Source organism: Herbiconiux liangxiaofengii (assembly GCF_041927335.1).
GTDB lineage: Bacteria > Actinomycetota > Actinomycetes > Actinomycetales > Microbacteriaceae > Herbiconiux > Herbiconiux liangxiaofengii.
In genome coordinates this window covers 15750-40629 of the sequence record NZ_JBHFHD010000005.1, presented here as the reverse complement: position 1 = coordinate 40629, position 24880 = coordinate 15750, and the positions used below count along the sequence as shown (strand labels likewise).

The following is a 24880-nucleotide window of genomic DNA, read 5'->3' as shown; positions in this document are numbered from 1 at the left end:
TCGGTCACAGCCCCACGCGGCGCGATTCGGCGAGCTCGACCAGGCGATCGCGCAGCGCATCCGCATCCGTCGTCACGAGCCCTGGGATCGACACGCCGGTCGACGCCGCCGCCGTGACGAACTTCAGCTCGGCGAGCCCGAGCGCCCGCGCCACCGGCCCCCGGTTCACGTCGATGAGCTGCATGCGCCCGTAGGGAACGGCCACCACGCGGTGGAACATGATGCCGCGCCGGAAGACGAGATCGTCGTCGCGCAGCCGGTAGCCGATCGAGCGCACCCGCCGCGGTGCGAGGGCCAGCATCACCACGCCGATCACGGCGGCGACCGCGAAGGCCGGCCAGCCGAACCACGTGCCGAGCAGGATGAACGGCACCGTCACCCCGCAGAGCACCAGCGCCCCGAGGAAGCTCGACACCAGTTCGACACCCACGTACTTCGGGCTCACGCCCTGCCAGTCGCCCTCGACCTCCAGCCGCGGGCTCACGCCGTGCCTGCTTCGTCGGGCTCGTCGGGCGGCAGGGTGCAGAGCCGTTCGGCCACCACGCCCGCCACCAGGAGCGCCACGCCCGACACCGCCGCCGCCACGCCGGGCCACACCGAGCCCACGTCGGCGATCACCGGTCGCGTGAGCAGGAACACCACGATGCCCGCCGCGAACCCCGCGGTCAGGCCGCCCACGAGGCTCGACGCCTTCGCGAGCACCACCACGCGCATGGCCCGGAAGGGGTTGATGCGCGCGTTCGAACGACCCCGGATGGCCCGGCCGATCGGCACCGCCAGCACCACCACGATGGCCGCTGCGGCCACGAGGGTGATGGGCAGCGTGTACGGCGGGATGAGCACGGGCTGCCCGGCGGCCGCCAGCCCCACCTGCAGCAGGAAGCCGATGGCGAGGCCGGCCAGGCCGAAGCCGATCAGCGTGAGCGGTCGGGTGTGCCTCACCGGTGCTCCCCCGCGTAGGGGCGCAGGGTCGACTCGGGGATGGCGGCCAGCAGCGCATCCGCTCGGCCGAGGCCCGGCAGGCTGGCCGCCGGGTCGACCTCGAGCCAGGGCACCAGCACGAAGTCGCGCTCAGCGGCACGCGGATGCGGCAGCGTGAGCCGCGGCGTGGTGCGGATGATGGAGGCGAAGGTGACGATGTCGACGTCGAGGGTGCGGTCGCCCCAGCGCTCGGCCCGCACCCGGCCGTGGTCGTGCTCGATGCGGTTCACCTCGCCGAGCAGCTCCTCGGGGTGCAGGCTCGTGCGGATGAGCGCCACCGCGTTGAGGTACGACGGCGCGTCGTAGTCGGCGCCGCCGGGCTTGATGGCGACGGTCTCGTACAGCCGCGACACCGCGCCCACCTCGATGCCGGGGGTGGCCCGCAGGTCGTCGACCGCGGCCAGGATGGTGGCCTCCCGGTCGCCCAGGTTGCTGCCGAAGGCCAGCACGGCCGGCAGCCGGATGATGCGGCGTTCCACGCTGTCGATGGGGCGGGGGATCATTCGTCGGCCGTTCTGCTGCGGAGGCTGGAGTGGTCACCGGGCCGCGGCCGGGTGAGGGTGATCGAGACGTCGTGAAAGGGAACCGTGATGGGCGCATCCGGTTTGTGCACCACCACTCTGGTCTGCCGAACCGGCTCGTGGGCGAGCACCACGCCGCACACCCGCTCGGCGAGCGTCTCGATCAGGTCGACCGGGTCGCTCGCCACGGCGGCCGCGATCTCCTCGGCCAGTTCGCCGTAGTGCACCGTCTTGCCGAGGTCGTCGCCGCCGGCAGCCGGGGCGGTGTCGAGCCAGAGCTGCACGTCGATCACGAAGCGCTGGCCGTTCTCGCGTTCGAAGTCGAACACGCCGTGGTGGGCGAACACCTCCAGGCCGGTGAGCGTCAGCACGTCGAGGGCCTCGAGTTCTGCGGCCCGGGTGCGGGCACCGGATGGCGGTGCTGCGCTGTGGTCGTCGGTGGTCATGCGCGCTCCCGTCGTGCGGTTCCGTCATCGCGGCTCGGTCGGGCGTCCCGCCCTCGGTTCCAGGCGTCGGCCACGTCGACGGCCTGGCGCGTGAGCGCCACGTCGTGCACCCGCACCCCCCAGGCGCCCTCGCGCACCGCCAGTGCGGCCACCGTGGCCGAGGCGAGGTCGCGCTCGGCGGCGGTGGCGCCGCCGGCCAGCAGGTCGCCGAGGAAGCGCTTGCGCGACGCCCCCACCAGCACCGGCAGCCCGAGGGCCACCAGCCGGCCCAGCCGGCCGAGCAGCGCCCAGTTGTGCTCAGCGGTCTTGGCGAAGCCGAGGCCCGGGTCGAGGATGAGGCGATCGGGCGAGACACCCTTGACGATGAGCTGCGCGGCTCGGTACTCCAGGTCGCGCGCCACGTCCTCCACCACGTCGTCGTAGCGGGCGAGGTCGTTCATCCCGTCGCTGTGACCGCGCCAGTGCATCACCACGAACCGGGTATCGGTGGCCACGATGAGGTCGTCCATCTCGGGGTCGGCGAGACCGCCGGAGACGTCGTTGACGATGGTGGCCCCGGCATCGAGCGCGGCAGCGGCCGTGGCGGCGTTCATCGTGTCGATGCTCACCGTCACCCCACGGTCGGTCAGCTCGCGCACCACCGGCAGAACACGGCGACGTTCTTCGGAGACGGCGACGCGCTGCGCGCCGGGCCTGGTCGACTCGCCGCCCACGTCGATGATGTCCGCCCCGCGTTCCACCATGCCGAGGGCATGCTTCACGGCGGCGGCGCGATCGGTCCAGAGTCCGCCGTCGCTGAACGAGTCGGGCGTGACGTTCAGGATGCCCATGATGCGCGTCATGCCGACCCTCCGTCGCTCGCGACCGACCGAGCACGGCCTTCGGAGACAGAGCCATCGGCGCCGGGGTCGGCCGCGCCATCGGCGCCGGGGTCGGCCTGCCGCGGAGCCGCGATCAGCGCGACCAGTTCCGCCCTCGCCTCGGGTTCGGCGAGAGCGCCCCGCGCCGCGAGCGTGAGGGTGGTGCTGCCGGTCTGCCGGGGGCCGCGCAGGGTCACGCAGCCGTGCCGCGCATCCATCACCACGAGCACACCCCGGGCACCGAGGCCGCGTTCGAGCGCGTCGGCGATGTCGTCGGTGAGCCGCTCCTGCAGCTGGGGCCGGGATGCGGCCGATTCCACGACGCGCACCACTCCCCCCAGCCCGGCCACCCGGTCGCCCGGCAGGTAGGCCACGTGGGCCACCCCGTCGAAGGGCAGCAGGTGGTGCTCGCACACCGAGCGGAACGCGATGTCTCGGATCAGCACCGGCCCGGGTGCCGCACCGGTGGCCGGGCCGGCATCAGCCTGCGTGCCGGTCGACGCTGCTCCCGCGGCCACCTCGGCCACGAACGTCTCCCCGAGGGCCGACGCCGGATCGCTGCCGGTGCCGCCGTACAGTTCGGCGAACAGCGCCGCCACGCGCTGGGGCGTGTCGACCAGACCCTCGCGGCCGGGGTCGTCGCCGATGGCCGCGAGCATCTCGCTGACGGCCGCCTCGATCCTGTCGCGGTCGACGGACACGAGTGCCTAGGCGGTGGCGGGGCGGGGGTTGATGCGAGGGGCGCGCTTGGGGTTCGCCTCGGCCTCGGGCTCGGGCTCGGACCCCACGGCGCCATCGACGGCCGCGCCGTCGATGGGAGCCTTGGCGGCCGGGAAGACCACCGGGGGCAGCGACGACACGGGGCGGTTCTCGCTGGAGAGCCACTGGGGTCGCAGCGGGAGCTTCTTGATGCCGGTGAAGATCTCGGCCAGCTCGTCGTGGTCGAGTGTCTCCTTCTCGAGCAGCTCCGCGGCCAGCCGGTCGAGGATCTCCCGGTTGTCGTTCAGCACCTGCCAGGCCTCGTCGTGCGCGGCCTCGATGAGCCCGCGCACCTCGGCGTCGACCTGCTGGGCGAGGTTCTCGGAGTAGTCGCGCTCGTGGCCCATGTTGCGGCCGAGGAACATCTCACCCGAGGCGCTGCCGAGCTTCACGGCACCGAGCGAGGAGCTCATGCCGTATTCGGTCACCATCTTCTTGGCCGTTCCGGTGGCCTTCTCGATGTCGTTGGAGGCACCCGTGGTGGGGTCGTGGAACACGACCTCCTCGGCGACGCGGCCGCCCATGGCGTAGGCGAGCTGGTCGAGCAGTTCGTTGCGGCTGACCGAATAACGGTCTTCCAGCGGCAGCACCATCGTGTACCCGAGGGCCCGGCCGCGCGGCAGGATGGTGACCTTCGTGACGGGGTCGGTGTAGTTCATCGCCGTGGCCACCAGGGCGTGGCCGCCCTCGTGGTAGGCGGTGACCAGCTTCTCCTGATCGCGCATGATGCGGGTGCGGCGCTGGGGGCCAGCGATCACGCGGTCGATGGCCTCGTCGAGGGCCCGGTTGTCGATGAGCTGGGCGTTGCTGCGCGCGGTGAGCAGCGCGGCCTCGTTCAGCACGTTGGCCAGGTCGGCGCCCGTGAAGCCGGGCGTCTTGCGGGCGACCACCTCGAGGTCGACACCGGCAGCGAGGGGCTTGCCCTTGCCGTGCACCTCGAGGATCTTGCGACGGCCGTTGAGGTCGGGGGCGTCGACGCCGATCTGGCGGTCGAAGCGGCCCGGGCGCAGCAGCGCGGGGTCGAGGATGTCGGGCCGGTTGGTGGCGGCGATGAGGATGACGTTGGTCTTCACGTCGAAGCCGTCCATCTCGACCAGCAGCTGGTTGAGGGTCTGCTCGCGCTCGTCGTGACCGCCGCCCATGCCGGCCCCGCGGTGGCGGCCGACAGCGTCGATCTCGTCGATGAAGATGATGGCCGGGGAGTTCTCCTTCGCCTGCTGGAACAGATCGCGCACACGGCTGGCGCCGACGCCCACGAACATCTCCACGAAGTCGGAGCCCGAGATGGAGTAGAACGGCACGCCCGCCTCACCCGCGACGGCGCGGGCCAGCAGGGTCTTGCCGGTGCCGGGAGGGCCGTACAGCAGCACGCCCTTCGGGATGCGGGCACCCACGGCGAGGAACTTGGCGGGCTCCTTCAGGAAGTCCTTGATCTCCTCGAGCTCCTCCAGCGCCTCCTCGGCACCGGCCACGTCGGCGAAGGTCACCTTCGGCGACTCCTTCGAGACGAGCTTGGCCTTGGACTTGCCGAACTGCATCACGCGGTTTCCGCCGCCCTGCATGCCGGAGAGCATGAACCAGAAGAAGGCACCGATCAGGATGATGGGGAGCAGGAGACCGAGGGCCGAGAGGAACCAGTTGGCCTGGGGAACCTCGTCGTTGAAGCCGTCGGACGGGTTCGCATCCGTCACCGCGTTGACGACCTCGGTGCCGCGAGGGGCCACGTAGTAGAACTGCACCTTCGAGCCGTAGGTGTCGTCGGGGCTCGAGAGCGTGAGGTCGACGCGCTGCTCACCGTCGACGACGGTGGCCTCGGAGACCTTGCCACTGGAGAGGAACCCGAGACCCTGCTGGGTCGTGACCTGCTGGTACCCGGCACCGGTGATCAGGCTGAACCCGATCCAGAGAGCGATCGCACCCAGCAGGATGTACGGAATGGGAGATCGAAGGATGCGTTTCGCGTTCATGTCTCTTCATCGCTTGTGTGCCGGGGAGACGGCACGGTGCCTATGTCGTGCTGCAAGGGTACCCGCCGCGGACTGAGCGGGGCCTCCGTGTTCCCCGTGGGCGTAACGAGACGCCCGTCAGGGCTCGACGACCCGCACCAGCACCGTCGCGCCTGGTCCGGTCGGCCCCTCCGAGGCGAGATGCACGGTGATCTTGTCGTACCCCCACGATGCGTCGGTCGCCCGGTACAGCAGCAGCCCGAAGGTCATCGCGACCGTGCCGTTCAGCGCCGTGGCCGCGAGCGCGCCGCCCTTCGGACTCGTGCATCGTGCGGTGAGGGCCGTGAGCTCACCCACCACCACGGTCTGCACCGGGCCCACGGGCACCGTGCACTGCGGGGCGCGCGGATCGGCGTACGCCTCAGCAGGAAGGGCCCCAGCCGCGACCAGCGCGGCGGTGAGCAGAAGGGCGGGGACGGCAGTTCGAGCACGCATGGCAGACCTCTCTCGGGCCCGACCCCTCGCCGATGCTAGCGCACCTCGCCCGCTGAGTCGAGCATCACTCAGGAATAGACGTGCGGGGCGAGCACACCGATCGACTTGAGGTTGCGGTACCGCTCGGCGTAGTCGAGGCCGAAGCCCACCACGAAGGCGTTCGGGATGTCGAAGCCCACGTAGCGCACGTCGATCTCGACCTTGACGGCCTCGGGCTTGCGCAGCAGCGCGCAGATCTCCACCGACGCGGCGCCGCGCGAACGCAGGTTCGCGAGCAGCCACGACAGCGTCAGGCCCGAGTCGATGATGTCCTCGACGATGAGCACCTTGCGGCCGGTGAGGTCGGTGTCGAGGTCTTTCAGGATGCGCACGACACCGCTGGACTGCGTGCCGGAGCCGTACGACGACACCGCCATCCAGTCCATGTTGAGCTGGATGCGGAGCTCGCGGGCGAGATCGGCCATCACCATCACGGCGCCGCGCAGCACGCCCACCAGCAGCAGGTTGTCGTCGTCGGCGTAGTCGGCCTCGATGCGGCGGGCGAGCTCGGCGATCTTGTCGGCGATCTGCTGCTCGGTCAGCAGCACCTCGGTGATGTCGGAGCTGACGTCGTCGATGTTCATGCGGTCTCTTCCTGCCCGGGGATGCCGCCGGCATCGGTGGACTGCCGGTCGGTGGCGGCGCGCGCGAACTCCAGCAGTGCGCCTCGCCGCACCACTCTAATCCCTGGCAGATCGACGCCTTTCTGGCCGTGCCAGTCGGTGGCCAGCGCCGCCACGGCCAGGGTCTGGGCCCGCGAGAGCGACACCCCGAACTCGCTGTCGACCACGTACCGGATGATGCGATTGCGAAGGGCCGGCGGATTCGCGGCCAGCGCGCCCGCCGACACCGCGATACCCGCCTCGGCGTGCTCCACGAGGTCTTCGATGGTCTCGACGGCGATCGCGTGCAGCGTGTCGTCGTCTTCGCGCAGCTGCTCGGCCGTGCGGGCGAGCGCCTCGGCCACGCCCGGCCCGAGCTCACGCTCGAGCAGCGGCAGCACCTCGGCGCGCACGCGCACCCGGGCGAAGTCGGGGCTGACGTTGTGCGGGTCGTGCCACGGCTGCAGCCCCGAATCGGCGCAGAAGTCGAGCGTGACCTGCCGCCTCAGCCCGAGGAGAGGGCGGATGCGCGCGCCCGCGTCGGTCTCGCTCGTCACCGCCATCCCGTGCAGGCTCACCGCGCCGGAGCCCCGGGCAAGACCGAGGAGCACGGTCTCCGCCTGGTCGTCGAGGGTGTGACCGAGCAGCACCGTTCGGGCCCCCGTGGCGGCGAGTGCGGCGTCGACGGCCGCGTAGCGAGCGGTTCGGGCGGCAGCCTCAGGCCCGGAGGCGCCGTGCTGCACCTCGACGCGGGTGACGATCACAGGGTCGAGCCCGAGCTCCGTCGCCTGGCGCGCGGCCGTCGATGCCACGACGTCGGATCCTGACTGCAGGGCGTGGTCGACGATGACGGCACCGGCGCGGAGGTTCGCCCGCGGCGCCTCGAAAGCGGTCGCGGCCGCGAGCGCGAGGGAGTCGGGGCCGCCGCTCAGCGCCACCAGGAGGTCGGCACCGGCATCCGGAACCCCCTCGACCCGGGTGAGGGCGTCGCGCACCGCTCGACGCACGTCGGCGATGGCCGGGGTGAGACGCGGGCGGCGATCTGGCAGGTGCATCCAGTAACGTTATTGCAGTTTCGCGGCGCACATCCGGCGCCGTGGCCCCCTCGAGAAAGCAGTGGAGAATGGCCGAGTACGACGTCGTCGTCGAGATCCCCAAGGGAAGCCGCAACAAGTACGAGGTCGACCACGAGACCGGTCGCGTGTACCTCGACCGCGTGCTCTTCACGAGCTTCGTCTACCCCACCGACTACGGGTTCTTCGAGAACACCCTGGGCCTGGACGGCGACCCCGTCGACGCGCTGGTGCTGCTGGAGTACCCCGTGTTCCCGGGCGTGGGTGTGAAGGTGCGCCCGGTGGGCGTGCTCAACATGAGCGACGAGGCCGGCTCCGACGCCAAGGTGGTCGTGGTTCCCCACAAGGACCCGCGCTGGGCGCACATCCAGGACATCTCGGATGTTCCCGAGCAGACCCGCAACGAGATCGAGCACTTCTTCGCCCGCTACAAAGACCTCGAGCCCAACAAGTGGGTCAAGATCGACGGCTGGGGCGACGCGGCCGAGGCCGACGCCATCGTGCAGGCCGGCATCGCGAAGCTGGCCGAAGAGGGGCACTGACCTCTGATCGTGCGAACGCCCCGTCTCTCATCTCGAGAGGCGGGGCGTTCGGCGTTCCGGGTGCGGCTAGAAGCCCACGAAGTTGCGCGGGTTCTGCGAGACGCCGTTCACACGGGTCTCGAAGTGCACGTGGCATCCGGTCGACGACCCGGTGGTGCCGGCGAGGGCGATGAGCTCGCCCACGCCCACCGACTGGCCGCGGCCGACCGTGAGCGAGCTGTTGTGACCGTAGACGGTGGTCAGGCCACCGCCGTGGTTGATGGTGACCGAGTTGCCGAGGCCGCCGTTGTAGCTGGCCTGGCTGACCGTGCCGCTGGCCGCGGCGTACACGGGCGCGCCACAGGTGCCGCCGGGGGCGACGAGGTCGATGCCCGCGTGCAGCCGCCACTCGAGGTAGATCGGGTGGAAGCGCTGGCCCCACTCGTCGGACACCCGCCAGCTGGCGAGGGGACTGGTCCAGCCGTCGACCGAGGGGATCGGCCCGGAAGAACCACCACCGCCGCCGTTGCCGGCCGCCGCGGCGGCCTCCTGCGCCCGCCGGATGGCCTCCTCGCGCGCCCGCTGGCGGGCCTCCTCCTCGAGGCGCTTGCGCTCGGCGACCCCCGCCTCGTAGTCGGCCACCGTCTTGACCGTGCTCGCCTGAAGCGCCTTCAGCTGCTCGTCGAGCACCACGCTCTGGGCCTCCTGCTCGGCCAGCGCGCTCTCCACCTGGGCCTGCGCGTCCTGAGCCGCGGCCAGGGCCGTCTCGGCGGCGTCGCGGAGACCCTCGAGGGCGTCACGCGCGACGACGGCCTGGTCGGTGAGACCCTGAGCGGTGTTGCGATCCTGAGCGGCCTGCTCGTAGAGCCGGCTGGTCTGCTGCGAGAGCTGGCTCATCGCGCCCAGCTGGTAGAGCAGGTCGTCGGAGCCGTCACCGGAGACGATGAGGTTGAGCGTGAGGTCGGTGCCGCCCGCCCGGGAGAGCTGGCTGATCAGCTGGCCGGCCTGAGCGTTGGAGAGATCGGCCCGCGCGGTGGCCTCCGCGGCCTGGCGGTCGAGCTCGTCGGCCCGGAAGGTCGCGGTGTCGAACGACTGCTGTGCGGCCGAGTACTCGTCGGCCTTCACGGCGGCGAACTGCTGAGCCGCCTCGACCTCCGACTGCAGCTGGCCGATGAGGCCCTGGATGCGCTCGACCTCGGCCTGCTTGGCCGACTCGTTGCCGCGGGCGGCGAGCACGTCCTCCCAGGAGGGGTAGTCGATGGCCGAGGCCGACTCCGAACCGCGGAGCACGTCGACGAAGACGATGCCGAAGACCAGCAGGAGGGCGGCGAAGAACGTGGGGAGGGGGCGACGGACGGGCGACCGCCTGGCCGGGCTGCTCGCGTGCTCGGCTGGTGCGGCATCCGGATTCAGGGTGCCGGCGGAGGTGGTGTCGGGCGGGGCTGTGCTCATCGTCGGGCTCGTTCCGGGGTCGGGGGCTCGTTCGTGGGGGTCGCCGCGCACCGGCGACGGGAGGAGGTGGACGAGCGGGCCATGGATCAGCCGAACTCGATGCCCTGCGCCGCCATGAAGGGGCGCGGGTTGATGGCGGTGCCGTTCTGGCGCACCTCGAAGTGCACGTGGCATCCGGTCGAATTGCCCGTGGTGCCGGCGTAGGCGATGGGCTGGCCCACCGAGACGTAGCTGCCGTTGCCCACGAGCAGGGTGGTGTTGTGGCCGTAGGCGGTGGCGATGCCGCCGCCGTGGTCGATCTGGATGAAGTTGCCGTAGCCACCGTTCCAGCCGGCGTAGTTCACGATGCCCTCGGCGGCTGCGTAGACCGTGGCTCCGCAGGTGCCGCCGTTGTAGACGAGGTCGATGCCGGAGTGCAGGAGGTAGGCGCCCGACACCGGGTTCACCCGCATGCCGTACTCGTCGGAGGAGAAGGCGCCGGGGAACGGGCTGGCCCAGCCGCTGGCCGCGATGTACGGGAGTGTCGACAGGCCGGCCGCTGCGGCGGCGCGGGCGGCCTCGGCACGGGCGTCGACGCCCTTCTGGAAGTCGGCCTCGGTGGCGACGCGGTTCTCCTGCAGCACCGTGAGCTGGGCGTTCAGCTCCACCTGGTGGTCCTGCTGCTCGGCGAGAGCCGCCTCGGCCGACTGCTGGGCGGCGACCGCCTGGTCGCGCAGTTCCTGGGCGGCGTCGGCCAGGCCCTTCAGCTCGTCACGCGCCACCTCGGCCTGGGCGGTGAGCGATGCGGCCGTGTTGGTGTCCTGCTGGGCCTTGGCGTAGATCTGCGAGGTCTTCTCGGCGAGCTTCGACATGGCGCTGAGCTGGTAGAGCAGGTCGCTGGACTGCTCACCGCCCACCAGCAGGTTGATGCTGAGGTCGTTGCCGCCCGTGCGGGAGAGCTGCGCCGCGAGCTGGCCGGCCTGCCGGTTCGATGCGGCGGCGGCGACTCCGGCGTCGGCGGCCTGCTGCTCGAGCTCGGCGGCGACGTAGTTCGCGGTGTCGTACTTCTCCTGGGCCGCCTGGTACTCGGTTCCGCGCTGCGTGGCGACCGCCTGGGCCTCGGTCACCTGGGCGTCGATCTCGGAGATCAGGCCCTGGATGCGGGTGACCTCCTGGCTCTTGGACTCCTCGTCGGCCTGGGCGTTCTTCACGTCGTCCCAGGTGGGGTAGTCGTCGGCGAACGCGGGGGCGGCGCCCGCGCCGAACACCACCGCGACGGCGACGGCACTGCTCACCAGGGCGGCGACGACTCGTCGTCGCGCCCGCAGACGGCCGGTGGGGATGTGGTCGATGCTCATAGCTGGTTGCGAATCTAACCCGGCCGCGCGTCGATGTCCGGCACATCCCCCCGCATGTGCCGAACTGGGCCCGACGGGGCCGGATTGGCGACCGCGTCGAGGATGTGGCATACTCGACGAGTTGTCGCGCCGCGGCCCCATCGTTTAGCGGCCTAGGACGTCGCCCTTTCACGGCGGTAGCACGGGTTCGAATCCCGTTGGGGTCACAAGCTCCAGTGCGACAACACATACAATAGGAACACAAGTAAGGCCCTGTAGCGCAGTTGGTTAGCGTGCCGCCCTGTCACGGCGGAGGTCGCGGGTTCAAGTCCCGTCAGGGTCGCCAGGCGTGAAGCCCTTCCAATCGGAAGGGCTTTTCGCTCGAAGCGGCGCTTTTCGCCACTTCGGCTCTGTAGCTCAGTTGGTAGAGCGCACGACTGAAAATCGTGAGGTCACGGGATCGACGCCCGTCGGAGCCACTGAAACCCCCGCCTAGCTTCTACATGGTGGGGGTTTCTTACTTTTCGCACCTCGGCCAGTGCAGCCCTCATCTCCGTTCTGCGATGATCACAGGAATCGCGGAACATCTCCGGCGAACTTGGGCACTCCGGCCCGAGACAGGGACTGCAACAGCTGGTCCATCGTGATCTTCGGGTTCTCGTACACCGCGATGAGCTCTTTGAGCACGGTCGCGACCAGACCTGGAAAGAGGTCGAGTTGGTCGAGCAGGAAGTCGTCGGGATGGACCACCTCGATGTCGAACGGCGCGACCGAACCGGGCGGAAAGTCCTTCGTGTTGAATGTCACGAGGACTTCCGCGTTCGCACGCACGGCCGCAGCCAGGACATGGCGGTCTTTGTGATCACAGGTCATCCCGTCGACCAGGTCGTCATAGCCACTCACCATCGCATCGGGGAAGTACGTGACCATCGTGGCCAGCCGCTTGTCCACGAAATCCGGGACGACGCCGTTCTTCACGAGGTTGCGGCGAAGCTCCTCCATCACGTCGGATGACCACAACGGACGGAAGGCCCCTCGATCGGCCAGGCGTAGCAGCAGATCGTTCAGCCAAGAGCCGTAGAGGGCATTCGTGTCGAAGAAGGCCGGGAAGCTCACGCAGATTCGTCTCCGTGCATGCGGTCCAGTTCAGGCACTCCCCGCTCGGTGGGAACGGCGCCCTGGCCCGCGCGAGCCAACTCGTCCAACGACGACCTCCGCTCCACCCGGAACCGGGCCTGGTAGTCGACGATGTCGCGAAGAGTGACGCGGCGGTGGCGACCCCTCAACTCAAAGGGGATCTGACCGCTCTCCAGCAGCTTCACGAGTGTGGGACGCGAGATGCCGAGGAAATCCGCAGCCTCCTGCGTAGTGAGCTGCATGCCGTACGGCGCCACTGTCACCCCGTTCCCATTGGCGAGAGCATTGGCTACCTGCTCCAGCGCTCGAAAGATCTCGTCGGGGATGGACCTCAGGACGCCGGCCGGGTCGATGAGAGCCGCTCTGCCCAAACCGGCCGACAGGTAGGTCTCCAGCTGCCGAAGAGTGTTGGCGAAATCGACGATCTCGCCCTGCGACGAGGCGTCGGGTAGGTAGGTGTGGGCCTTCGAAGCCGACGAAGTGCTCTGGGTTACGCTGGACATGGCTGCATCATATTCGAAATATTCGAAAGGATGTCGTTCGATTCACCTGGGAACGTTCGACGGATTCGTGCTCGTCGGGTGGCGTTCAGGTGCCGTTCGCGTGCGGGGGCCATATTCGCGAGCGCTGCCCGATCCGGTTGCAGCGCGATGCGGGGGAACCATGTCACAGCGAGGCCCACGGGACTGGATCCAGCCCGACATCCCGACGCTCGGTCGTGGAGTGCGCCGACGGTCGGGCGGGTCGTTCAGCCGGGGTGTCTGGTCGGCGACGGCGGCAGTGCCGGTCGCGGTGGTCTGCTGGGTGCTGCTGGCGAGCGTGGGAATCATCTCGTCGCTGATCGCCTACCTGTTCGCCCTGGCGGTGGTGTGGTTGTTCACGCGCGGCAGCGGTGGCCTGGTCTCCGCTCGCGGGGCGCGGGCGATCACCGTGATCGTGGTGGTGGGCGTGATCGCGTGCGTCGCCGCGGGTGCGCTCTGGGCCGGTGCGTCGGCATACGCATCCGGGATGCCGGCGGGCCCCGTGTCGCCGTTCGCCGCCCTCGCCGACCCGGCCTTCTGGGTGCGGCTCTGGGAGCAGCAGGTCGTGACCGGCAGGATCTTCGCCTCGAACGCCGTCGACCTGGCGCTCGGACTGCTGTTCGCCGCCGCGGGGGTCTTCCCGATTCTGCTCGCCCTGCGTGGGCGCCGAATCGGTCGGCGCACCTCGATCGGCGTCTCGGTGGCGCTGCTGGGCGCGGCCGTCGTCGTGGTCTGGGTGGCGAACCAGCTGCCGATCGGCGCACCGGATGCCGGTGGTGGCGCCGACGGGGTGCACCTCACGGTGGGCGACTGCCTGCTCGACGGCGATCCGGTCGCGGATGGGGCGCCGACCATCGTCGCGTGCGACCAGCCGCACCACGGCGAGGTGTTCGCCGAGGTCGCCCTCCCCGAGGCTCCCGTCGCCGGGTACCCGGATGCGTCGTGGTTCGCCTCGGTCTCCCCGCCCGGGTGCGAGGCGGCTTTCGCGGGGTTCATCGGCCATCCGGTCGACGGCAGTTCTCTTCAGGTGAGCTCGCGCCTGCCCGGGGAGATCGAATGGGCGGCCGGTGAGCGCTCGGAGCTCTGCGTGGTGCGCGACCCGGCTGCGCTCGTGACGGCGAGCTTCGCGGGGGCGCAGCGCTGACCTGGCGGCTCAGGCTGCTGCGCCACACGGGAGGGCAGCGGAGCCAGATACGGTGCCGGCGCGGTGGGTGAACTCTTGGGGGGGTGGGGTTGCGGCGTCGGTGGGGCGTGGTGGGCTCGGAGTATGAGCGGATACGACGCGGGGTTTCTCGGGGTGGGTGCGGATGACGGGGGCGCCGGGGCTGACGGCCGCCCGGATGGAAGCGGAGGCGGGGGCGGGGTGCCGCTGCCGGGGCCGCGGGAGGACGCGGCGGCGGGGCGCATCCGGAGACTGGATTACGTGCACTTCACGGTGCTGCTCGATGCCGAGAGGCGGCTCGCCGCGGCGACCGGTGTGAACATCGACGGCGGGAGCCTGCTCGATCTGGGGCGAGGCGACGACTGGCATCTCGACGAGCGCGTCGACGCCGCCGAGCAGGCCGCGCCCGAGCTGTATGCGCAGAACGACCTCGACCGGGGGCATCTCGTGCGGCGGCGGGATCCGGTGTGGGGTGATGCCGAACTGGCGTCGCAGGCCAACTTCGACACCTTCAGCTACCCGAACGCGGCTCCCCAGGCGGCCGAGTTCAACCAGTCGCTCGAGCTGTGGAACGGGCTCGAAGATCTGGTGCTCGCCTACGCCAGCGTGAACCGGCTGCGGCTGAGCGTGTTCACCGGGCCGGTGTTCGGCGACGACGACGTGCAGTACCGGGGCGTGCGCATCCCGAAACTGTTCTGGAAAGTGGCGGCGTGGGCGTCGGGCGGCCGGCTGCGGGCGAGCGGATACCTGCTCGACCAGTCGCCGCAGCTCGGCGGCATCGACCTCGACGAACGGGTGGCGGGTGGGTTGGCGCGCGCTGACGAGGCTCCGGATGCTCCGCCGCCGCTCGGGGCGTTCCGCACGTTCCAGGTTCCGGTCGCCGACCTCGCCGAGCTCACCGGGCTCGACTTCGGGCCGCTCGTGAGGGCGGACGTGCTGGCACCGGTGGCGGCCTCGGTGGCGCTGCATCGCGACGTGTGGATCGAGCTGACCGACGCCGGGCAGCTGCGGTTCTGAATCCGCGGCCGGGGAGCCCGTGAGTGAGGTGCCGGGGTGGATCGTCGCGGGGTCGGAGGGGGGCGGCATACTGGGCGCATGACCACGGCGGGTGCGCGACAGGCGGAGCGGGAGCTGCTGAGGCGGCGGCTCGCAGCGCAGTGGCTGGCGCCGGCCGGTGGGCCGGAGGCCGGCGCAGCGGGCGGGAGCGCGCGGGTCGCCGCGAGCGCGCGGCGGATGCTCGCGACGCAGGCGCAGGACTTCGGCCAGGGCGTCTGGGCGCTCGGGGTGCGAACGCCGGGGAGCACGCGAGAGGACGTGTTCGCGGCGCTGGACGACGCATCCGTGGTTCGGTCGTGGCCGATGCGGGGCACGCTGCACCTGATCGCGCCCGATGATCTGCGCGGGTTCCTCTCGATCACCGCCGCGCGGACGGTGGCGGGTGCGGCATCGAGGCACCGGGGGCTCGGCATCGACCAGCCGACGGTCGAACGCGCCCGCGAGGTGGCCACCGGGCTGCTGCGGGGCAGGGGGCGGGCCACGCGCGAGCAGTTCACCGCGGCGCTCGAAGCGGCCGGTCTCGAGCCCTCCGGCCAGCGCGGCATGCACCTCATCTGGCTGCTCGCGCACGAGGGCCTCATCTGTTGGGGGCCGATGGACGATGGCCGCACCCAGCAGACCCTCGTGCTGCTCGACGAGTGGGCCCCCGCCACCCGTCAGTGGTCTCCGGATGACGCGCACGACGAACTGCTGCTGCGGTACGTCCGCGGCCACGGCCCCACGACGCTGAAGGACTTCTGCTGGTGGAGCAAGCTGCTGGTGGCGGACGCCACTGCGGCGCTCGGGCGCATCCGGGATCGGGTCGAGGAGGTCGACCTCGGGCGCGCCTCGACGTACCTGGTAGAGGTCGGTGCGGATGCCGGTTCCGGGCTGGCGCAGCCCGGGCGGACGCCGCCGGCTCAGCTCGTGCTGCCCGGGTTCGACGAGTACCTGCTGGGTTACCGCAGCCGCCAGCCCGCGCTCGCCGAGGAGTACAGCGGCCGGGTGGTGCCGGGCGAGAACGGCATGTTCCTGCCGATGCTGGTGTCGCGCGGGGCGATCGTCGGAACGTGGCGGCGGCGCATCGCCGCGAAGGCCGTCACGGTGACGCCCGAACCGTTCTCGACGCCCTCCGCCACGGAGCTCCGCGGGTTCGAGCGGGCGTTCGCGCGGTACGCGGAGTTCCTGGGGCTGCCCCTGGTGATCGCGCCGGCGACCACGACCGCGGTGGCCGATGACTGACGGTGTGCCTGCTGACGACGCAGTGGTGGCCCGCACCGTCCTGCGCGCCACCGGCGACGAGGCCGTCATCCGCCGCGACCCGCTCGTGCCGGGCACGTTCGAGCTCACGATCGGCGGCACGGCGCAGTCGCACGTCGACCTGGGTGACCCGGCGAACCTCTTCCATGACTACGTGCGCCGCATCGGCACGGTGATCGACCGGTTCCGGATGCCCGGATCCCCCGTCACCGCCGTGCACCTCGGGGCCGGCGCGCTCACGCTCCCCCGCTACGTGCAGGCCACCCGTCCGACATCCGTGCAGCACGTGGCCGAGCTGGCCGACGACCTCGTTCCCTTCGTGCTGCGGTCGTTGCCGTTGCCCGCCGGAACGCGGCTGCACGTGCACCCCGGCGACGCCGCCCGCACCGTGTCCACCCTGCCGAAGCGGCAGGCCGACCTCGTGGTGAGCGACCTGTACCGCGGCACCACCACCCCGCCGCACCTGCGTACCCCCGCGTTCTTCCGCGCGCTGGCTGATCTCCTCGCGCCGAACGGACTGCTCGTGGTGAACGTGGCCGACGACGACGGGCTGCCGGCGCTCCGCTCCCAGCTCGCCGCCCTCGAAAAGGCCTTCGGCGAGCTGATCGTGTTCGGCCCGGCATCGGTGGTGACGGATGCGCGTGCCGGCAACGCCGTCATCGTCGCGTCGAGCGCGCCCCGGCCGGGCAACCACCCCGAGCTGGCCGGGCTGGCCACCGAGTTGCGCGGTGCGGGGCCGCATCCGGCTGCTGTGGTGCACTCGGACGACCCCGCCTTCGCCGAGCTGCGCTGACCCGGAGCCCCCGCCCGCGCAGACACCGAACCACGGATGTCGGCCCCCGGGAGCACAATGGGCACCAGGGCGTGTCCCCAGACCACCCCGACGAAGGGAACCTCATGTGCGGCCGATTCGCGATGAGCGCCGAGACCGATGAGCTGATCAGCGAGTTCGTGGCGCGCGGCGGCCGCCTGGAGGACTGGCGGCCCTCGTACAACGTCGCCCCCACCGAGCACGCCCCCATCGTGCGCGAACGTCTCATCGACGGGGAGCTCGTACGGCAGCTCGACACCGCCGCCTGGGGCCTCAAGCCGTCCTGGGCCAAGCCCGGCGGCCCGGCACCCATCAACGCCCGCCTCGAGAGTGTGGCGACGAACGGGCTCTTTCGCAACGCCTTCGCCCAGCGGCGCTGCATCGTGCCGATGAACGGGTACTACGAATGGGAGACGACCCCCACCGGCAAGCAGCCCCACTACATCCATGCCCCCGAGAGCATATTGGCCGCGGCCGGGCTCTACGAGGTGCGCAAGGAGGGCGAGGAGTGGTCGGTGTCGTTCACCATCATCACCCGCGAGGCCGCCGACGCCTCCGGCGAGGTGCACGACCGGATGCCGGTCTTCCTCACCCCCGACACCTGGGAGCACTGGGTCGAGCCCCTCAAGCTCGACAAGACCGACGAGAAGGAGGAGATGCTCGCGCTGATCGACCGTTCATCGCTCGTGGTGGCGTCGACGATCACCACGTACCCGGTCTCCAAGCGGGTGAACAACGTGCGCGACTCCTCGGTGCCCAAGGGCGACGCGACGCTGATCGAGCCGATCGCCGTCTGACGCCCACGCGAAGCCGGCGGTAGCGGGCGGGATTGGGTCAGGGGCGCACGGGACCGGTCGTGCCGCGCAGTACGAGCTGCACGGGCAGACGCACCGACTGCACGTCGGCCATGGTTCCGGCGGCGATGCCCTCCAGCAGCAGCCGGGCCGACTGCCGGCCGATCTCGAGCATGTCCTGCCGCACCGTGGTGAGCCCGGGTGTCACCACCGACGCCATGTCGACGTCGTCGAACCCCACCACCGACACATCATCCGGAACCCGCAGTCCCGCCTCGCGCAACCTGCTGATCGCTCCGATGGCCATGAAGTCGTTGCACGCGAAGACGGCGGTGAACCGCACCTCGTGGGCCAGCAGGTCTGACATGAGGTCGTAGCCGGAGCGGATCTCGAAGTCGCCGTGGATGACCAGCGCGTTGGGGAACGACTCCCGGATGCCCTGCACCCGCTGCACCGTGGAGTGCAACCCCGCGAACCCCGCGATGATCACCGCCCTGGTGTGCCCGAGTTCACGGAGATGGCGGCCGAGGTCGCGCGCACCGGAGTAGTTCGTGGAGGTCACCGAGGGCAGGCCGCCGAGCTCGTCGATGTCCTCGTCGGCGAGCACGATGGGCGAGGGTGCCGAGACCATCGAGGCGAGCTCGTCGGAGGGCGCGATCTCGCGGCTCGCGGTGTACACCAGACCGTCGATCGCCCGGGTGCGCAGGAGATTGAAGTAGCGCTTCTCGCGCCGGGGGTCGGAGTTCGAGGTGCTGGCGATGAGGAGCCCGTAGTCGTGCTCGTTCGCCATCTCCTCGACCCCCCGGGCGATGCGCCCGAAGTACCAGTGCGAGATGTCGGGCACGGCCAGCCCGATCACGTTGCTGCGACCCGACTTGAGCCGCCGGGCACCCGCGTCGGGCACGTACCCGTGCTCGTCGACGAGGCGGCGGATGCGGAGGGCGGTGTCGGGATGCACGGGCCGTTTTCCCGAGAGCGTGTGCGACACGGTGGTCACGCTGACGCCCGCGGCAGTCGCGATCTGCTGCATCGTCCAGGGCCGGGTTCGCTCGTCCACGCCCTCAGAGTAGCTGAGCGAGACGGCCGCCCAGAACCACGGATGGGTGATTTCGCAAAACGTGTTGCACCGGTGCCCGCCGGGCGCCCGGGCGCGCGGCCCCGTCGTTTACACCCCGGAAACACCGGGAAATTGCACCGAAACAGTCACGCCGTAGGGTCGTGGCCACGCACCTTCCGCAAAACGGTTTGCGACACAGCCCCTCCCGCACCGCACCTCCCCCGTGACCCAAGGAGAACGTCCATGATCCTGTCCCCCACCCGCCGCGCCCGCCGAGCCCTGCTCGCGGCCGCCGCCGGCGCGCTGAGCCTGGCCGTCCTGGCCGGCTGCGCCTCCTCCTCCACCGGCAGCACCTCCGACGGCGGCAGCGAGCCCACGCCGCTCACCCTGCAGACCTCCTGGATTCCGCTCGTGCAGTTCGGCGGCAGCTACGTCGCCGACAAGGAGGGCTATTACACCGAGAACGGCGTGGACGTCGACATCCTCCCCGGCGGCCCCGACGTCGACTCGATGGCCGCCGTGGTCTCGGGCCAGGCCGACATCGGCATGGGCAACGCCGACACCGTGGCGCGCGCCAACGAGCAGGGCGCCGATCTGGTGATCATCGCCGCGGGCTTCCAGAAGAACCCGCTCGCCATCCTCTCCAGCCCCGACAAGCCGATCGCCACGCCCGCCGACATGGAGGGCATGAAGATCGGTGTGCCCGCGGGCGACGAGGCGGCCCAGGAGGCGCTGCTCGCCGCGAACGACGTCGACGCCTCGAAGGTCACCAGCGTTCCGGTGGGCTTCGACGTGGCACCACTGGTGTCGGGCGAGGTCGACGGGCTGTGGGTGTTCTACTCCGAGCAGCCCATCGCCTACGAGGAGGCCACCGGCAAGCCGGGAACCGTCTTCCTCACCGCCGACTACGGGCTCGACATCTACGCCCAGGTGTACGCGGTCACCCGTGAGAGTCTGCAGGACGACACCAAGCGCGCCGCCATCGAGGGCTTCCTGAAGGGCGAGATCAAGGGCTGGCAGGACTACGTTGCCGACCCCACCGAGGCCGTCGACCTCACGGTGAACGACTACGCGAAAGACGGTGGGCTCACCATCGAGGAGCAGACCAAGCAGGCCCAGCTGCAGATGGACCTCCTCGTCACCGACGAGACCAAGGCCAACGGACTGCTGACCATGTCGGCCGACGGCATCGCCAAGAACGTCACCACCCTCGGAACCCTCGGCATCACCGGTGTCGACGATTCGCTCTTCGACACCTCGGTGCTCGACGAGGTGTACGACGGCAAGACCACCATCCAGTGATCCCCACGCGGTGCGGGGCCGTCCTCCACGGCCCCGCACCGCGTCTTCTCCTGCTCCCACTGATCCGACGGAGGCGCTGTGAACGGCACCGGTTTCACCCTCACCAACCTGACGAAGGTCTATTCGTCGAAGAAGAGCGACGTGCTCGCCCTCGACGACGTCTCGCTGGCCGTTCCGGAGGGCTCGTTCACGGCGCTCCTCGGCCCGTCCGGCTGCGGCAAGTCGACCATCCTGCGCATCCTCGCCGACCTCGAATCGTACTCGGCCGGCGAGGTCAGCATCCACGGCGAGTCGCCGGCCGCCATCCGCAAGGCGCACCGGCTGGGCCTGGCGCTGCAGGATCCGTCGCTGCTGCCCTGGCGGAGCGTGCGCGACAACATCCGGCTGCCCGGTCAGGTGATGCGCACCGCCATCCCGGCTGCTCGCATCGACGAACTGATCTCCCTGGTGGGCCTGGACGGGTTCGCGGATGCGCGCCCCGCGCAGCTGTCGGGCGGCATGCGGCAGCGGGTCGCCATCGCGCGCGCCATCGTCGCCGAACCCGAGATCCTGCTGCTCGACGAGCCGTTCGGCGCGCTCGACGAGATCACCAGGCAGCGCATGAACGAGGAGTTGCAGAAGCTCTGGTCGGCCACGAACGCCACGGCGCTGCTCGTGACCCACTCCATCTCGGAGGCCGCGTTCCTCGCCGACAAGGTGGTGGTGATGTCGCCGCGGCCGGGACGCATCGTGGGCGAGATCGATCTCGATTTCCCGCGTCCGCGCCGGCGCGAGCTGCTCTCGAGCCCCGAGTTCCACGCCGTGTGCGACGAGCTCTCGGCGATGCTGCACGGCGGCCACGACGGCGCCGACGACCCCGCCGACCTCGTCAGCGACGGCGAGCTCGCCCCGGCCGAGTCATGACCACGGCAGCCGGCGCACCCGCGCCCAGCACCGACGAGTCGCCCGCATCCGTCGCCCGTGCCGCAGCCGTCGCCGCCGAACGCTCCCGGATGCGCCGGGAGGGCCGCCGCAGCGCCGTGAGCGGCTGGGTCACCACCGCGCTGGTGAGTGTGGCCCTCGTGATCGTGTGGGAGGTGGCCGCCGACCTGTGGCTCACCCGACTCGGCGTGCTCGCTTCGCCCTCGGCCATCGTCACCAGCCTGATCGACGACGCCCCCACCTATCTCGGAGCCTTCCAGGCCACCGCCTGGGTGGCCGTGCGCGGCTGGTTCTTCGGCAACCTCGCGGCCGTGGTGGTGGCCGTGCTGTTCGTGCAGCTGCCCGCCCTGGAGTCGCTCTTCCTGCGGCTCGCGCTGACGCTGTTCTGCCTGCCGCTGGTGGCCGTGAACCCGCTGCTGCAGCTCACCTTCGACCCCGACACCGCGAAGGTGGTGCTCGCGGCGCTCTCGGTGTTCTTCACCACGCTCGTCGGCACCATGCTGGGCCTGCGCTCCGCCGACGGCGGGCCGCTCACGATGGTGACCGCGTGGGGCGGGCGCTCGCTGGCCGCGCTGCGCTTCGTGCGGTTTCCGTCGGGGGTGCCCGCCATCCTCACCGGGCTGCAGATCGGTGCGGCTGCCGCGGTGCTCGGAGCGATCTTCGGCGAGTTCATCGGCGCCAAGGCCGGCCTCGGCGTGCTGCTGATCAACGGGCTGATGTCGCTCGAGCTCGGCCGGGTGTGGTCGGTGGCCCTCATCGCCACCGTGATGGCGGCGGTGCCGTACGGTCTGTTCGGGCTGCTGCGGCGCTGGCTCACCCCGTGGTCGGCCTCCATCTCGACCGCCCAGGCCGCCTCCGCAGTGCGCCGCGGCTCGGTGGCCACCCGGCTGCTGCGCACGGTGGCGTGGACGGTGGGCTCGCTGCTCGTCATCCTCGCGGCCTGGTGGGCCTACCTGATCGTGTTCGACATGTCGCCGTTCGTGGGCAAGACCCCGATCGACGTGTTCCAGTACCTGTTCACCGGCGAGGATGCGGCCGCCAACCAGGCCGTGATGCTCAAGGCGCTCGGCGAGACCCTGGTGCACGCCGGGGTGGGCTACGTCGCCGGCCTCGTGATCGGCATCGCGATGGCGGTGGCGTTCGTGACCTTCCCGGTGGTGGAGCGCGTGCTCACGCCGCTCGCGGTCGCGCTGCGCTCGGTTCCGATCATCGTGCTCATCCCCGTGCTCATCCTGGCGCTCGGGCGCGGCCTCGGCGGAGTGGTGGCGATCACCGCGATCGTGACCTTCTTCCCCACGCTGGCGAACACCCAGAACGGGCTGAGCCGGGTGCCGAAGGACGCCTTCACGCTCATGCGCAGCTACGACGCGTCGGTGTGGAGCAACCTGTGGCGGCTGCAGCTGCCGTACACGCTGCCGGCCATCTTCGCCTCGGCCCGCATCGCGGCTCCCACCGCCGTGCTGGCCGCGACCCTGGCCGAGTGGCTCGCCACCGGAGACGGCCTGGGGCACGAGATCGTGGCCTCCCGCGCACACTCCGACTACACCGGGCTGTGGGCGGCCGCCGCCATCCTCACGGCGGTGTCGCTGATCTTCTACAGTCTCGTGAGCTGGGCCGAGCGGGCGGTGCTGGCGCGCTACTCGCCGGCGCAGGCGAGCTGAGCGCCGAACCGGCGCATCCGCCCCTCACCCGCCCCGCCGGCCACCGACCCACTCCATCACCCACCGCATCCGGAAGGACCCCCACCGTGCCCACCCCTCACATCGGCGCCGCCGACGGCGACTTCGCCCCCGACGTGCTCATGCCGGGCGACCCCCGCCGCGCCAAGCTCATCGCCGAGACCTTCTTCGACTCGCCCCGCCTCGTCACCGAGGTGCGCGGCATCCTCGGCTACACCGGCACCTTCGAGGGGCGGCCGATCTCGGCGCTCGCGTCGGGCATGGGCATTCCGTCGATGTCGATCTACAGCACCGAGCTCGCCCGCCACTACGGCGTGAAGCGCATCGTGCGGGTGGGCACCATCGGAGGCATCGCCCCCTACCTCCAGCTCGGCGACGTGATCGCGGCGAGCGCCGCCCACACCAATTCGGCCATGACGAGCGAGTGGGTGCCGGGCGTGACGCTCAGCCACGCACCCTCGTTCGGGCTGCTGCGCAAGGCCGTCGAGTACGGCGAGACCACGGGCAAACGGATGCACGTGGGCCCGCTGTTCACCACCGACGCGTTCTACAACCCCGACGAGGGCCTGGTGCCGAAGCTGCTGGCGTACGGCACGATCGGCATCGACATGGAGGCCGCCGGACTCTACGCCGTGGCCCTGAAGGAGTCGTTCGAGGCACTGATGGTGGGCACCGTGAGCGACCTCCCCGGTTCGGAGATGACGGCCGCCGAGCGCGAGGCCACGTTCGAGAACATGGTGTCGTTCGGGCTGGCGGCGCTCGCATGACCGGCCTGGGCGACCCGGCAGGCGGCGGCCTCGGCGACCCCACCTCCTCCCCCGAGCTCGGCCCCGCCGACCTCGTGATCACGGGCGCCACCGTGCTCGTGCACGACGAGTTCGGCGGCGTGGCCTTCGCCCCCGACCAGATCATCGTCATCCGTGACGGGGCGTTCGCCTCGGTGACGGATGCGCGTGACGGCTCGGGCGCATCCGTCACCCCGCCGCCGGCCCTGGAGACCATCGACGCCCGCGGCAAGGTGGCCATGCCGGGGTTCATCAACTGCCACACGCATTCCCCGATGGTGATGTTCCGGGGTGCCGCCGAGGACGTGCCGGCCGACCGCTGGTTCAACGACTTCATCTGGCCGATGGAGGTGAATCTCACCGACGACGACGTGGAGCTCGCCACCCGGCTCGCGGCGGCGGAGATGATCCGGCACGGGGTGACCACGTTCGCCGACCACTACTTCACCATGGACCGGATCGCGAAGGTGACCGACGAATCGGGCCTGCGCGCAGTGCTCGGCAGCACCTACTTCTCCTCCGACGGACAGGCCGGGCTGGAGCAGTCGCTCGAGTTCGCCACCCGCCTGCGCGGGTCGGCCGGCGGCCGCATCACCACGGCGCTCGCCCCGCACGCCACCTACACGGTGACCGACGACGACCTCGTGGCGACCGCCACGGCGGCGCAGGAGCACGACCTGCTCGTGCACATCCATGCGGCCGAGGGCCGGTCGCAGACCGTGCACAGCCGGGAGCGCACCGGCCGCACGCCCATCGGGGTGCTGCACGACACGGGGCTGCTCGACGGAAAGGTGCTGATCGCGCACGGCATCGGCATCGTGCCCGAAGACCTGCCACTGCTCGCCCCCGCCGCCGCGGAGGGCCGGGTGGGTGTGGGCAGCGCACCGAAGGGCTACCTCAAGCTCGGCTTCGACACGACGCCCGTGCGCCTGCTGGAGTCGGCCGGGGTGAACGTGGGGCTCGCGACCGACGGCGCCGCGTCGAACAACACGCTCGATGTGTGGGAGTCGATGACCTACATGGCGTTCGTGCAGAAGGCCACCGAGCTCGACACCACCTGGATGCGTGCCGAGGAGCTGCTCGTGCACGCCACCACGAAGAGCGCCGCGGCCGTGCAGCTCGGTGGAGTGGTGGGCCGGATCGCGCCCGGCTACCGGGCCGACCTCATCCTGGTCGACCTGAGCGACCCGCGCGTGCAGCCGGTGCACGATCTCGCGAGCACCCTGATCTACAGCGCCCGCTCGAACGACATCGACACCACCATCGTGGAGGGCCGGGTGCTCATGCGCGACCGCCGGGTGCTCACCGTCGACGTGCCCGGGGTGGTGGCCGAGCTGCAGCCCCGCCTGGCGCGCCTCACCGACCGCTCGCACGGCCGCAGCATCCAGACCTACGACGCGTAGCC

26 protein-coding genes and 3 tRNA genes are annotated in these 24880 nt (G+C 70.7%); 14 read left to right on the top strand and 15 right to left on the bottom strand.

The window, feature by feature from the left end; genetic code table 11:
- Nucleotides 1-4: 4 nt before the first annotated feature.
- The 10 genes from ACEXOR_RS02490 to tilS all read right to left on the bottom strand — a co-directional run bounded on the left by ACEXOR_RS02490 (nt 5) and on the right by tilS (nt 7704).
- Nucleotides 5-484: a PH domain-containing protein gene (locus ACEXOR_RS02490; RefSeq protein ID WP_374847817.1), complete on the bottom strand. Its 480-nt coding sequence runs from the start codon at nt 482-484 to the stop codon at nt 5-7.
- Nucleotides 481-942 carry a DUF3180 domain-containing protein gene (locus tag ACEXOR_RS02485; protein WP_374847816.1) on the bottom strand — a complete coding sequence of 154 codons (462 nt, stop codon included), beginning with the start codon at nt 940-942 and terminating at the stop codon, nt 481-483. Before ACEXOR_RS02485 ends, ACEXOR_RS02490 begins: the two co-directional genes overlap by 4 nt.
- Nucleotides 939-1484: a 2-amino-4-hydroxy-6-hydroxymethyldihydropteridine diphosphokinase gene (gene folK, locus ACEXOR_RS02480; protein ID WP_374847815.1), complete on the bottom strand. Its 546-nt coding sequence runs from the start codon at nt 1482-1484 to the stop codon at nt 939-941. The genes ACEXOR_RS02485 and folK overlap by 4 nt, the downstream gene beginning before the upstream one ends.
- Entirely contained in the window at nt 1481-1948 is a 468-nt protein-coding gene (folB, locus tag ACEXOR_RS02475; RefSeq protein WP_374847814.1) for a dihydroneopterin aldolase, read from the bottom strand. The genes folK and folB overlap by 4 nt, the downstream gene beginning before the upstream one ends.
- On the bottom strand, nt 1945-2790 hold the full coding sequence (gene folP / locus ACEXOR_RS02470; protein WP_374847813.1) for a dihydropteroate synthase: 846 nt from the start codon (nt 2788-2790) through the stop codon (nt 1945-1947). The genes folB and folP overlap by 4 nt, the downstream gene beginning before the upstream one ends.
- Nucleotides 2787-3509, bottom strand: coding sequence for a GTP cyclohydrolase I (gene folE / locus ACEXOR_RS02465; RefSeq protein WP_374847812.1), 723 nt, complete (start codon nt 3507-3509; stop codon nt 2787-2789). Before folE ends, folP begins: the two co-directional genes overlap by 4 nt.
- A gap of 6 nt (nt 3510-3515) precedes the next feature.
- Nucleotides 3516-5534 (bottom strand): ATP-dependent zinc metalloprotease FtsH, encoded by a 2019-nt coding sequence (ftsH, locus tag ACEXOR_RS02460; RefSeq protein ID WP_374847811.1) that lies wholly within the window; start codon nt 5532-5534, stop codon nt 3516-3518.
- 117 nt (nt 5535-5651) lie between these two features.
- Complete coding sequence (locus tag ACEXOR_RS02455) at nt 5652-6008, bottom strand: hypothetical protein (RefSeq protein WP_374847810.1); 357 nt, start codon at nt 6006-6008, stop codon at nt 5652-5654.
- Nucleotides 6009-6076: 68 nt separating this feature from the next.
- The gene (gene hpt / locus ACEXOR_RS02450) at nt 6077-6631 is read right to left on the bottom strand and encodes a hypoxanthine phosphoribosyltransferase (protein WP_374847809.1); all 555 of its coding nucleotides are present in this window, start codon (nt 6629-6631) and stop codon (nt 6077-6079) included.
- Nucleotides 6628-7704, bottom strand: a complete 1077-nt coding sequence (tilS, locus tag ACEXOR_RS02445) for a tRNA lysidine(34) synthetase TilS (protein WP_374847808.1) — start codon at nt 7702-7704, stop codon at nt 6628-6630. The genes hpt and tilS overlap by 4 nt, the downstream gene beginning before the upstream one ends.
- A gap of 68 nt (nt 7705-7772) precedes the next feature.
- Between tilS and ppa the strand changes: the two genes are divergently transcribed.
- Complete coding sequence (gene ppa, locus ACEXOR_RS02440; RefSeq protein WP_374847807.1) at nt 7773-8264, top strand: inorganic diphosphatase; 492 nt, start codon at nt 7773-7775, stop codon at nt 8262-8264.
- Nucleotides 8265-8330: 66 nt separating this feature from the next.
- Here ppa and ACEXOR_RS02435 read toward each other — a convergent pair whose 3' ends face one another.
- Entirely contained in the window at nt 8331-9695 is a 1365-nt protein-coding gene (locus ACEXOR_RS02435) for a M23 family metallopeptidase (protein ID WP_374847806.1), read from the bottom strand.
- Between the two features lie 86 nt (nt 9696-9781).
- Complete coding sequence (locus ACEXOR_RS02430) at nt 9782-11032, bottom strand: M23 family metallopeptidase (protein WP_374847805.1); 1251 nt, start codon at nt 11030-11032, stop codon at nt 9782-9784.
- Nucleotides 11033-11165: 133 nt separating this feature from the next.
- Between ACEXOR_RS02430 and ACEXOR_RS02425 the strand changes: the two genes are divergently transcribed.
- The 3 genes from ACEXOR_RS02425 (at nt 11166) to ACEXOR_RS02415 (ending at nt 11490) form a co-directional block, all read left to right on the top strand.
- Nucleotides 11166-11238: transfer RNA gene (locus tag ACEXOR_RS02425), tRNA-Glu, on the top strand.
- 42 nt (nt 11239-11280) lie between these two features.
- Nucleotides 11281-11357 (top strand) — tRNA-Asp (locus ACEXOR_RS02420).
- 60 nt (nt 11358-11417) lie between these two features.
- A tRNA-Phe gene (locus ACEXOR_RS02415) sits at nt 11418-11490 on the top strand.
- An 88-nt stretch (nt 11491-11578) separates the two neighbouring features.
- On the opposite strand, the gene ACEXOR_RS02410 is transcribed toward ACEXOR_RS02415, so the two are convergent.
- A complete protein-coding gene (locus ACEXOR_RS02410) occupies nt 11579-12127 on the bottom strand; it encodes a VapC50 family PIN domain-containing toxin (RefSeq protein WP_374847804.1) in 549 nt (182 codons plus the stop codon).
- Nucleotides 12124-12651, bottom strand: coding sequence for a helix-turn-helix domain-containing protein (locus tag ACEXOR_RS02405; protein WP_374847803.1), 528 nt, complete (start codon nt 12649-12651; stop codon nt 12124-12126). The genes ACEXOR_RS02410 and ACEXOR_RS02405 overlap by 4 nt, the downstream gene beginning before the upstream one ends.
- A gap of 160 nt (nt 12652-12811) precedes the next feature.
- Here ACEXOR_RS02405 and ACEXOR_RS02400 point away from each other — a divergent pair, with 160 nt between their 5' ends.
- From ACEXOR_RS02400 to ACEXOR_RS02380, 5 genes are all read left to right on the top strand, one after another.
- Nucleotides 12812-13813: a septum formation family protein gene (locus tag ACEXOR_RS02400; protein ID WP_374847802.1), complete on the top strand. Its 1002-nt coding sequence runs from the start codon at nt 12812-12814 to the stop codon at nt 13811-13813.
- Between the two features lie 123 nt (nt 13814-13936).
- Nucleotides 13937-14848: a DNA/RNA non-specific endonuclease gene (locus ACEXOR_RS02395; RefSeq protein ID WP_374847801.1), complete on the top strand. Its 912-nt coding sequence runs from the start codon at nt 13937-13939 to the stop codon at nt 14846-14848.
- A 78-nt stretch (nt 14849-14926) separates the two neighbouring features.
- Nucleotides 14927-16108 carry a winged helix DNA-binding domain-containing protein gene (locus ACEXOR_RS02390; protein WP_374847800.1) on the top strand — a complete coding sequence of 394 codons (1182 nt, stop codon included), beginning with the start codon at nt 14927-14929 and terminating at the stop codon, nt 16106-16108.
- 4 nt (nt 16109-16112) lie between these two features.
- Nucleotides 16113-16919 (top strand): spermidine synthase, encoded by an 807-nt coding sequence (locus ACEXOR_RS02385; RefSeq protein WP_374847799.1) that lies wholly within the window; start codon nt 16113-16115, stop codon nt 16917-16919.
- Between the two features lie 104 nt (nt 16920-17023).
- A complete protein-coding gene (locus tag ACEXOR_RS02380) occupies nt 17024-17734 on the top strand; it encodes an SOS response-associated peptidase (RefSeq protein ID WP_374847798.1) in 711 nt (236 codons plus the stop codon).
- Nucleotides 17735-17771: 37 nt separating this feature from the next.
- Here the strand turns inward: ACEXOR_RS02380 and ACEXOR_RS02375 are convergent, their stop codons facing one another.
- On the bottom strand, nt 17772-18788 hold the full coding sequence (locus tag ACEXOR_RS02375; protein WP_374847797.1) for a LacI family DNA-binding transcriptional regulator: 1017 nt from the start codon (nt 18786-18788) through the stop codon (nt 17772-17774).
- Nucleotides 18789-19031: 243 nt separating this feature from the next.
- Between ACEXOR_RS02375 and ACEXOR_RS02370 the strand changes: the two genes are divergently transcribed.
- The 5 genes from ACEXOR_RS02370 to ACEXOR_RS02350 all read left to right on the top strand — a co-directional run bounded on the left by ACEXOR_RS02370 (nt 19032) and on the right by ACEXOR_RS02350 (nt 24878).
- On the top strand, nt 19032-20090 hold the full coding sequence (locus ACEXOR_RS02370; protein ID WP_374847796.1) for an ABC transporter substrate-binding protein: 1059 nt from the start codon (nt 19032-19034) through the stop codon (nt 20088-20090).
- A gap of 78 nt (nt 20091-20168) precedes the next feature.
- Nucleotides 20169-20993 carry an ABC transporter ATP-binding protein gene (locus ACEXOR_RS02365; RefSeq protein WP_374847795.1) on the top strand — a complete coding sequence of 275 codons (825 nt, stop codon included), beginning with the start codon at nt 20169-20171 and terminating at the stop codon, nt 20991-20993.
- Entirely contained in the window at nt 20990-22672 is a 1683-nt protein-coding gene (locus ACEXOR_RS02360) for an ABC transporter permease (RefSeq protein ID WP_374847794.1), read from the top strand. Before ACEXOR_RS02365 ends, ACEXOR_RS02360 begins: the two co-directional genes overlap by 4 nt.
- Nucleotides 22673-22758: 86 nt before the next feature.
- Nucleotides 22759-23457, top strand: coding sequence for a purine-nucleoside phosphorylase (locus tag ACEXOR_RS02355; RefSeq protein ID WP_374847793.1), 699 nt, complete (start codon nt 22759-22761; stop codon nt 23455-23457).
- Nucleotides 23454-24878 carry an amidohydrolase gene (locus ACEXOR_RS02350; RefSeq protein WP_374847792.1) on the top strand — a complete coding sequence of 475 codons (1425 nt, stop codon included), beginning with the start codon at nt 23454-23456 and terminating at the stop codon, nt 24876-24878. Before ACEXOR_RS02355 ends, ACEXOR_RS02350 begins: the two co-directional genes overlap by 4 nt.
- Nucleotides 24879-24880 lie beyond the last annotated feature (2 nt).

Bases quoted from the DNA above. Each gene is read 5' to 3' on its own strand.
- folK (WP_374847815.1), bottom strand. From the start codon at position 1,484: ATGATCCCCCGCCCCATCGACAGCGTGGAACGCCGCATCATCCGGCTG.
- folP (WP_374847813.1), bottom strand. From the start codon at position 2,790: ATGACGCGCATCATGGGCATCCTGAACGTCACGCCCGACTCGTTCAGC.
- ppa (WP_374847807.1), top strand. From the start codon at position 7,773: ATGGCCGAGTACGACGTCGTCGTCGAGATCCCCAAGGGAAGCCGCAAC.
- ACEXOR_RS02455 (WP_374847810.1), bottom strand. From the start codon at position 6,008: ATGCGTGCTCGAACTGCCGTCCCCGCCCTTCTGCTCACCGCCGCGCTG.
- ACEXOR_RS02405 (WP_374847803.1), bottom strand. From the start codon at position 12,651: ATGTCCAGCGTAACCCAGAGCACTTCGTCGGCTTCGAAGGCCCACACC.
- ACEXOR_RS02395 (WP_374847801.1), top strand. From the start codon at position 13,937: ATGAGCGGATACGACGCGGGGTTTCTCGGGGTGGGTGCGGATGACGGG.
- ACEXOR_RS02380 (WP_374847798.1), top strand. From the start codon at position 17,024: ATGTGCGGCCGATTCGCGATGAGCGCCGAGACCGATGAGCTGATCAGC.
- ACEXOR_RS02430 (WP_374847805.1), bottom strand. From the start codon at position 11,032: ATGAGCATCGACCACATCCCCACCGGCCGTCTGCGGGCGCGACGACGA.
- ACEXOR_RS02350 (WP_374847792.1), top strand. From the start codon at position 23,454: ATGACCGGCCTGGGCGACCCGGCAGGCGGCGGCCTCGGCGACCCCACC.
- tilS (WP_374847808.1), bottom strand. From the start codon at position 7,704: ATGCACCTGCCAGATCGCCGCCCGCGTCTCACCCCGGCCATCGCCGAC.
- ACEXOR_RS02370 (WP_374847796.1), top strand. From the start codon at position 19,032: ATGATCCTGTCCCCCACCCGCCGCGCCCGCCGAGCCCTGCTCGCGGCC.
- folB (WP_374847814.1), bottom strand. From the start codon at position 1,948: ATGACCACCGACGACCACAGCGCAGCACCGCCATCCGGTGCCCGCACC.
- ACEXOR_RS02360 (WP_374847794.1), top strand. From the start codon at position 20,990: ATGACCACGGCAGCCGGCGCACCCGCGCCCAGCACCGACGAGTCGCCC.
- ACEXOR_RS02400 (WP_374847802.1), top strand. From the start codon at position 12,812: ATGTCACAGCGAGGCCCACGGGACTGGATCCAGCCCGACATCCCGACG.
- hpt (WP_374847809.1), bottom strand. From the start codon at position 6,631: ATGAACATCGACGACGTCAGCTCCGACATCACCGAGGTGCTGCTGACC.
- ACEXOR_RS02390 (WP_374847800.1), top strand. From the start codon at position 14,927: ATGACCACGGCGGGTGCGCGACAGGCGGAGCGGGAGCTGCTGAGGCGG.
- ACEXOR_RS02435 (WP_374847806.1), bottom strand. From the start codon at position 9,695: ATGAGCACAGCCCCGCCCGACACCACCTCCGCCGGCACCCTGAATCCG.
- ftsH (WP_374847811.1), bottom strand. From the start codon at position 5,534: ATGAACGCGAAACGCATCCTTCGATCTCCCATTCCGTACATCCTGCTG.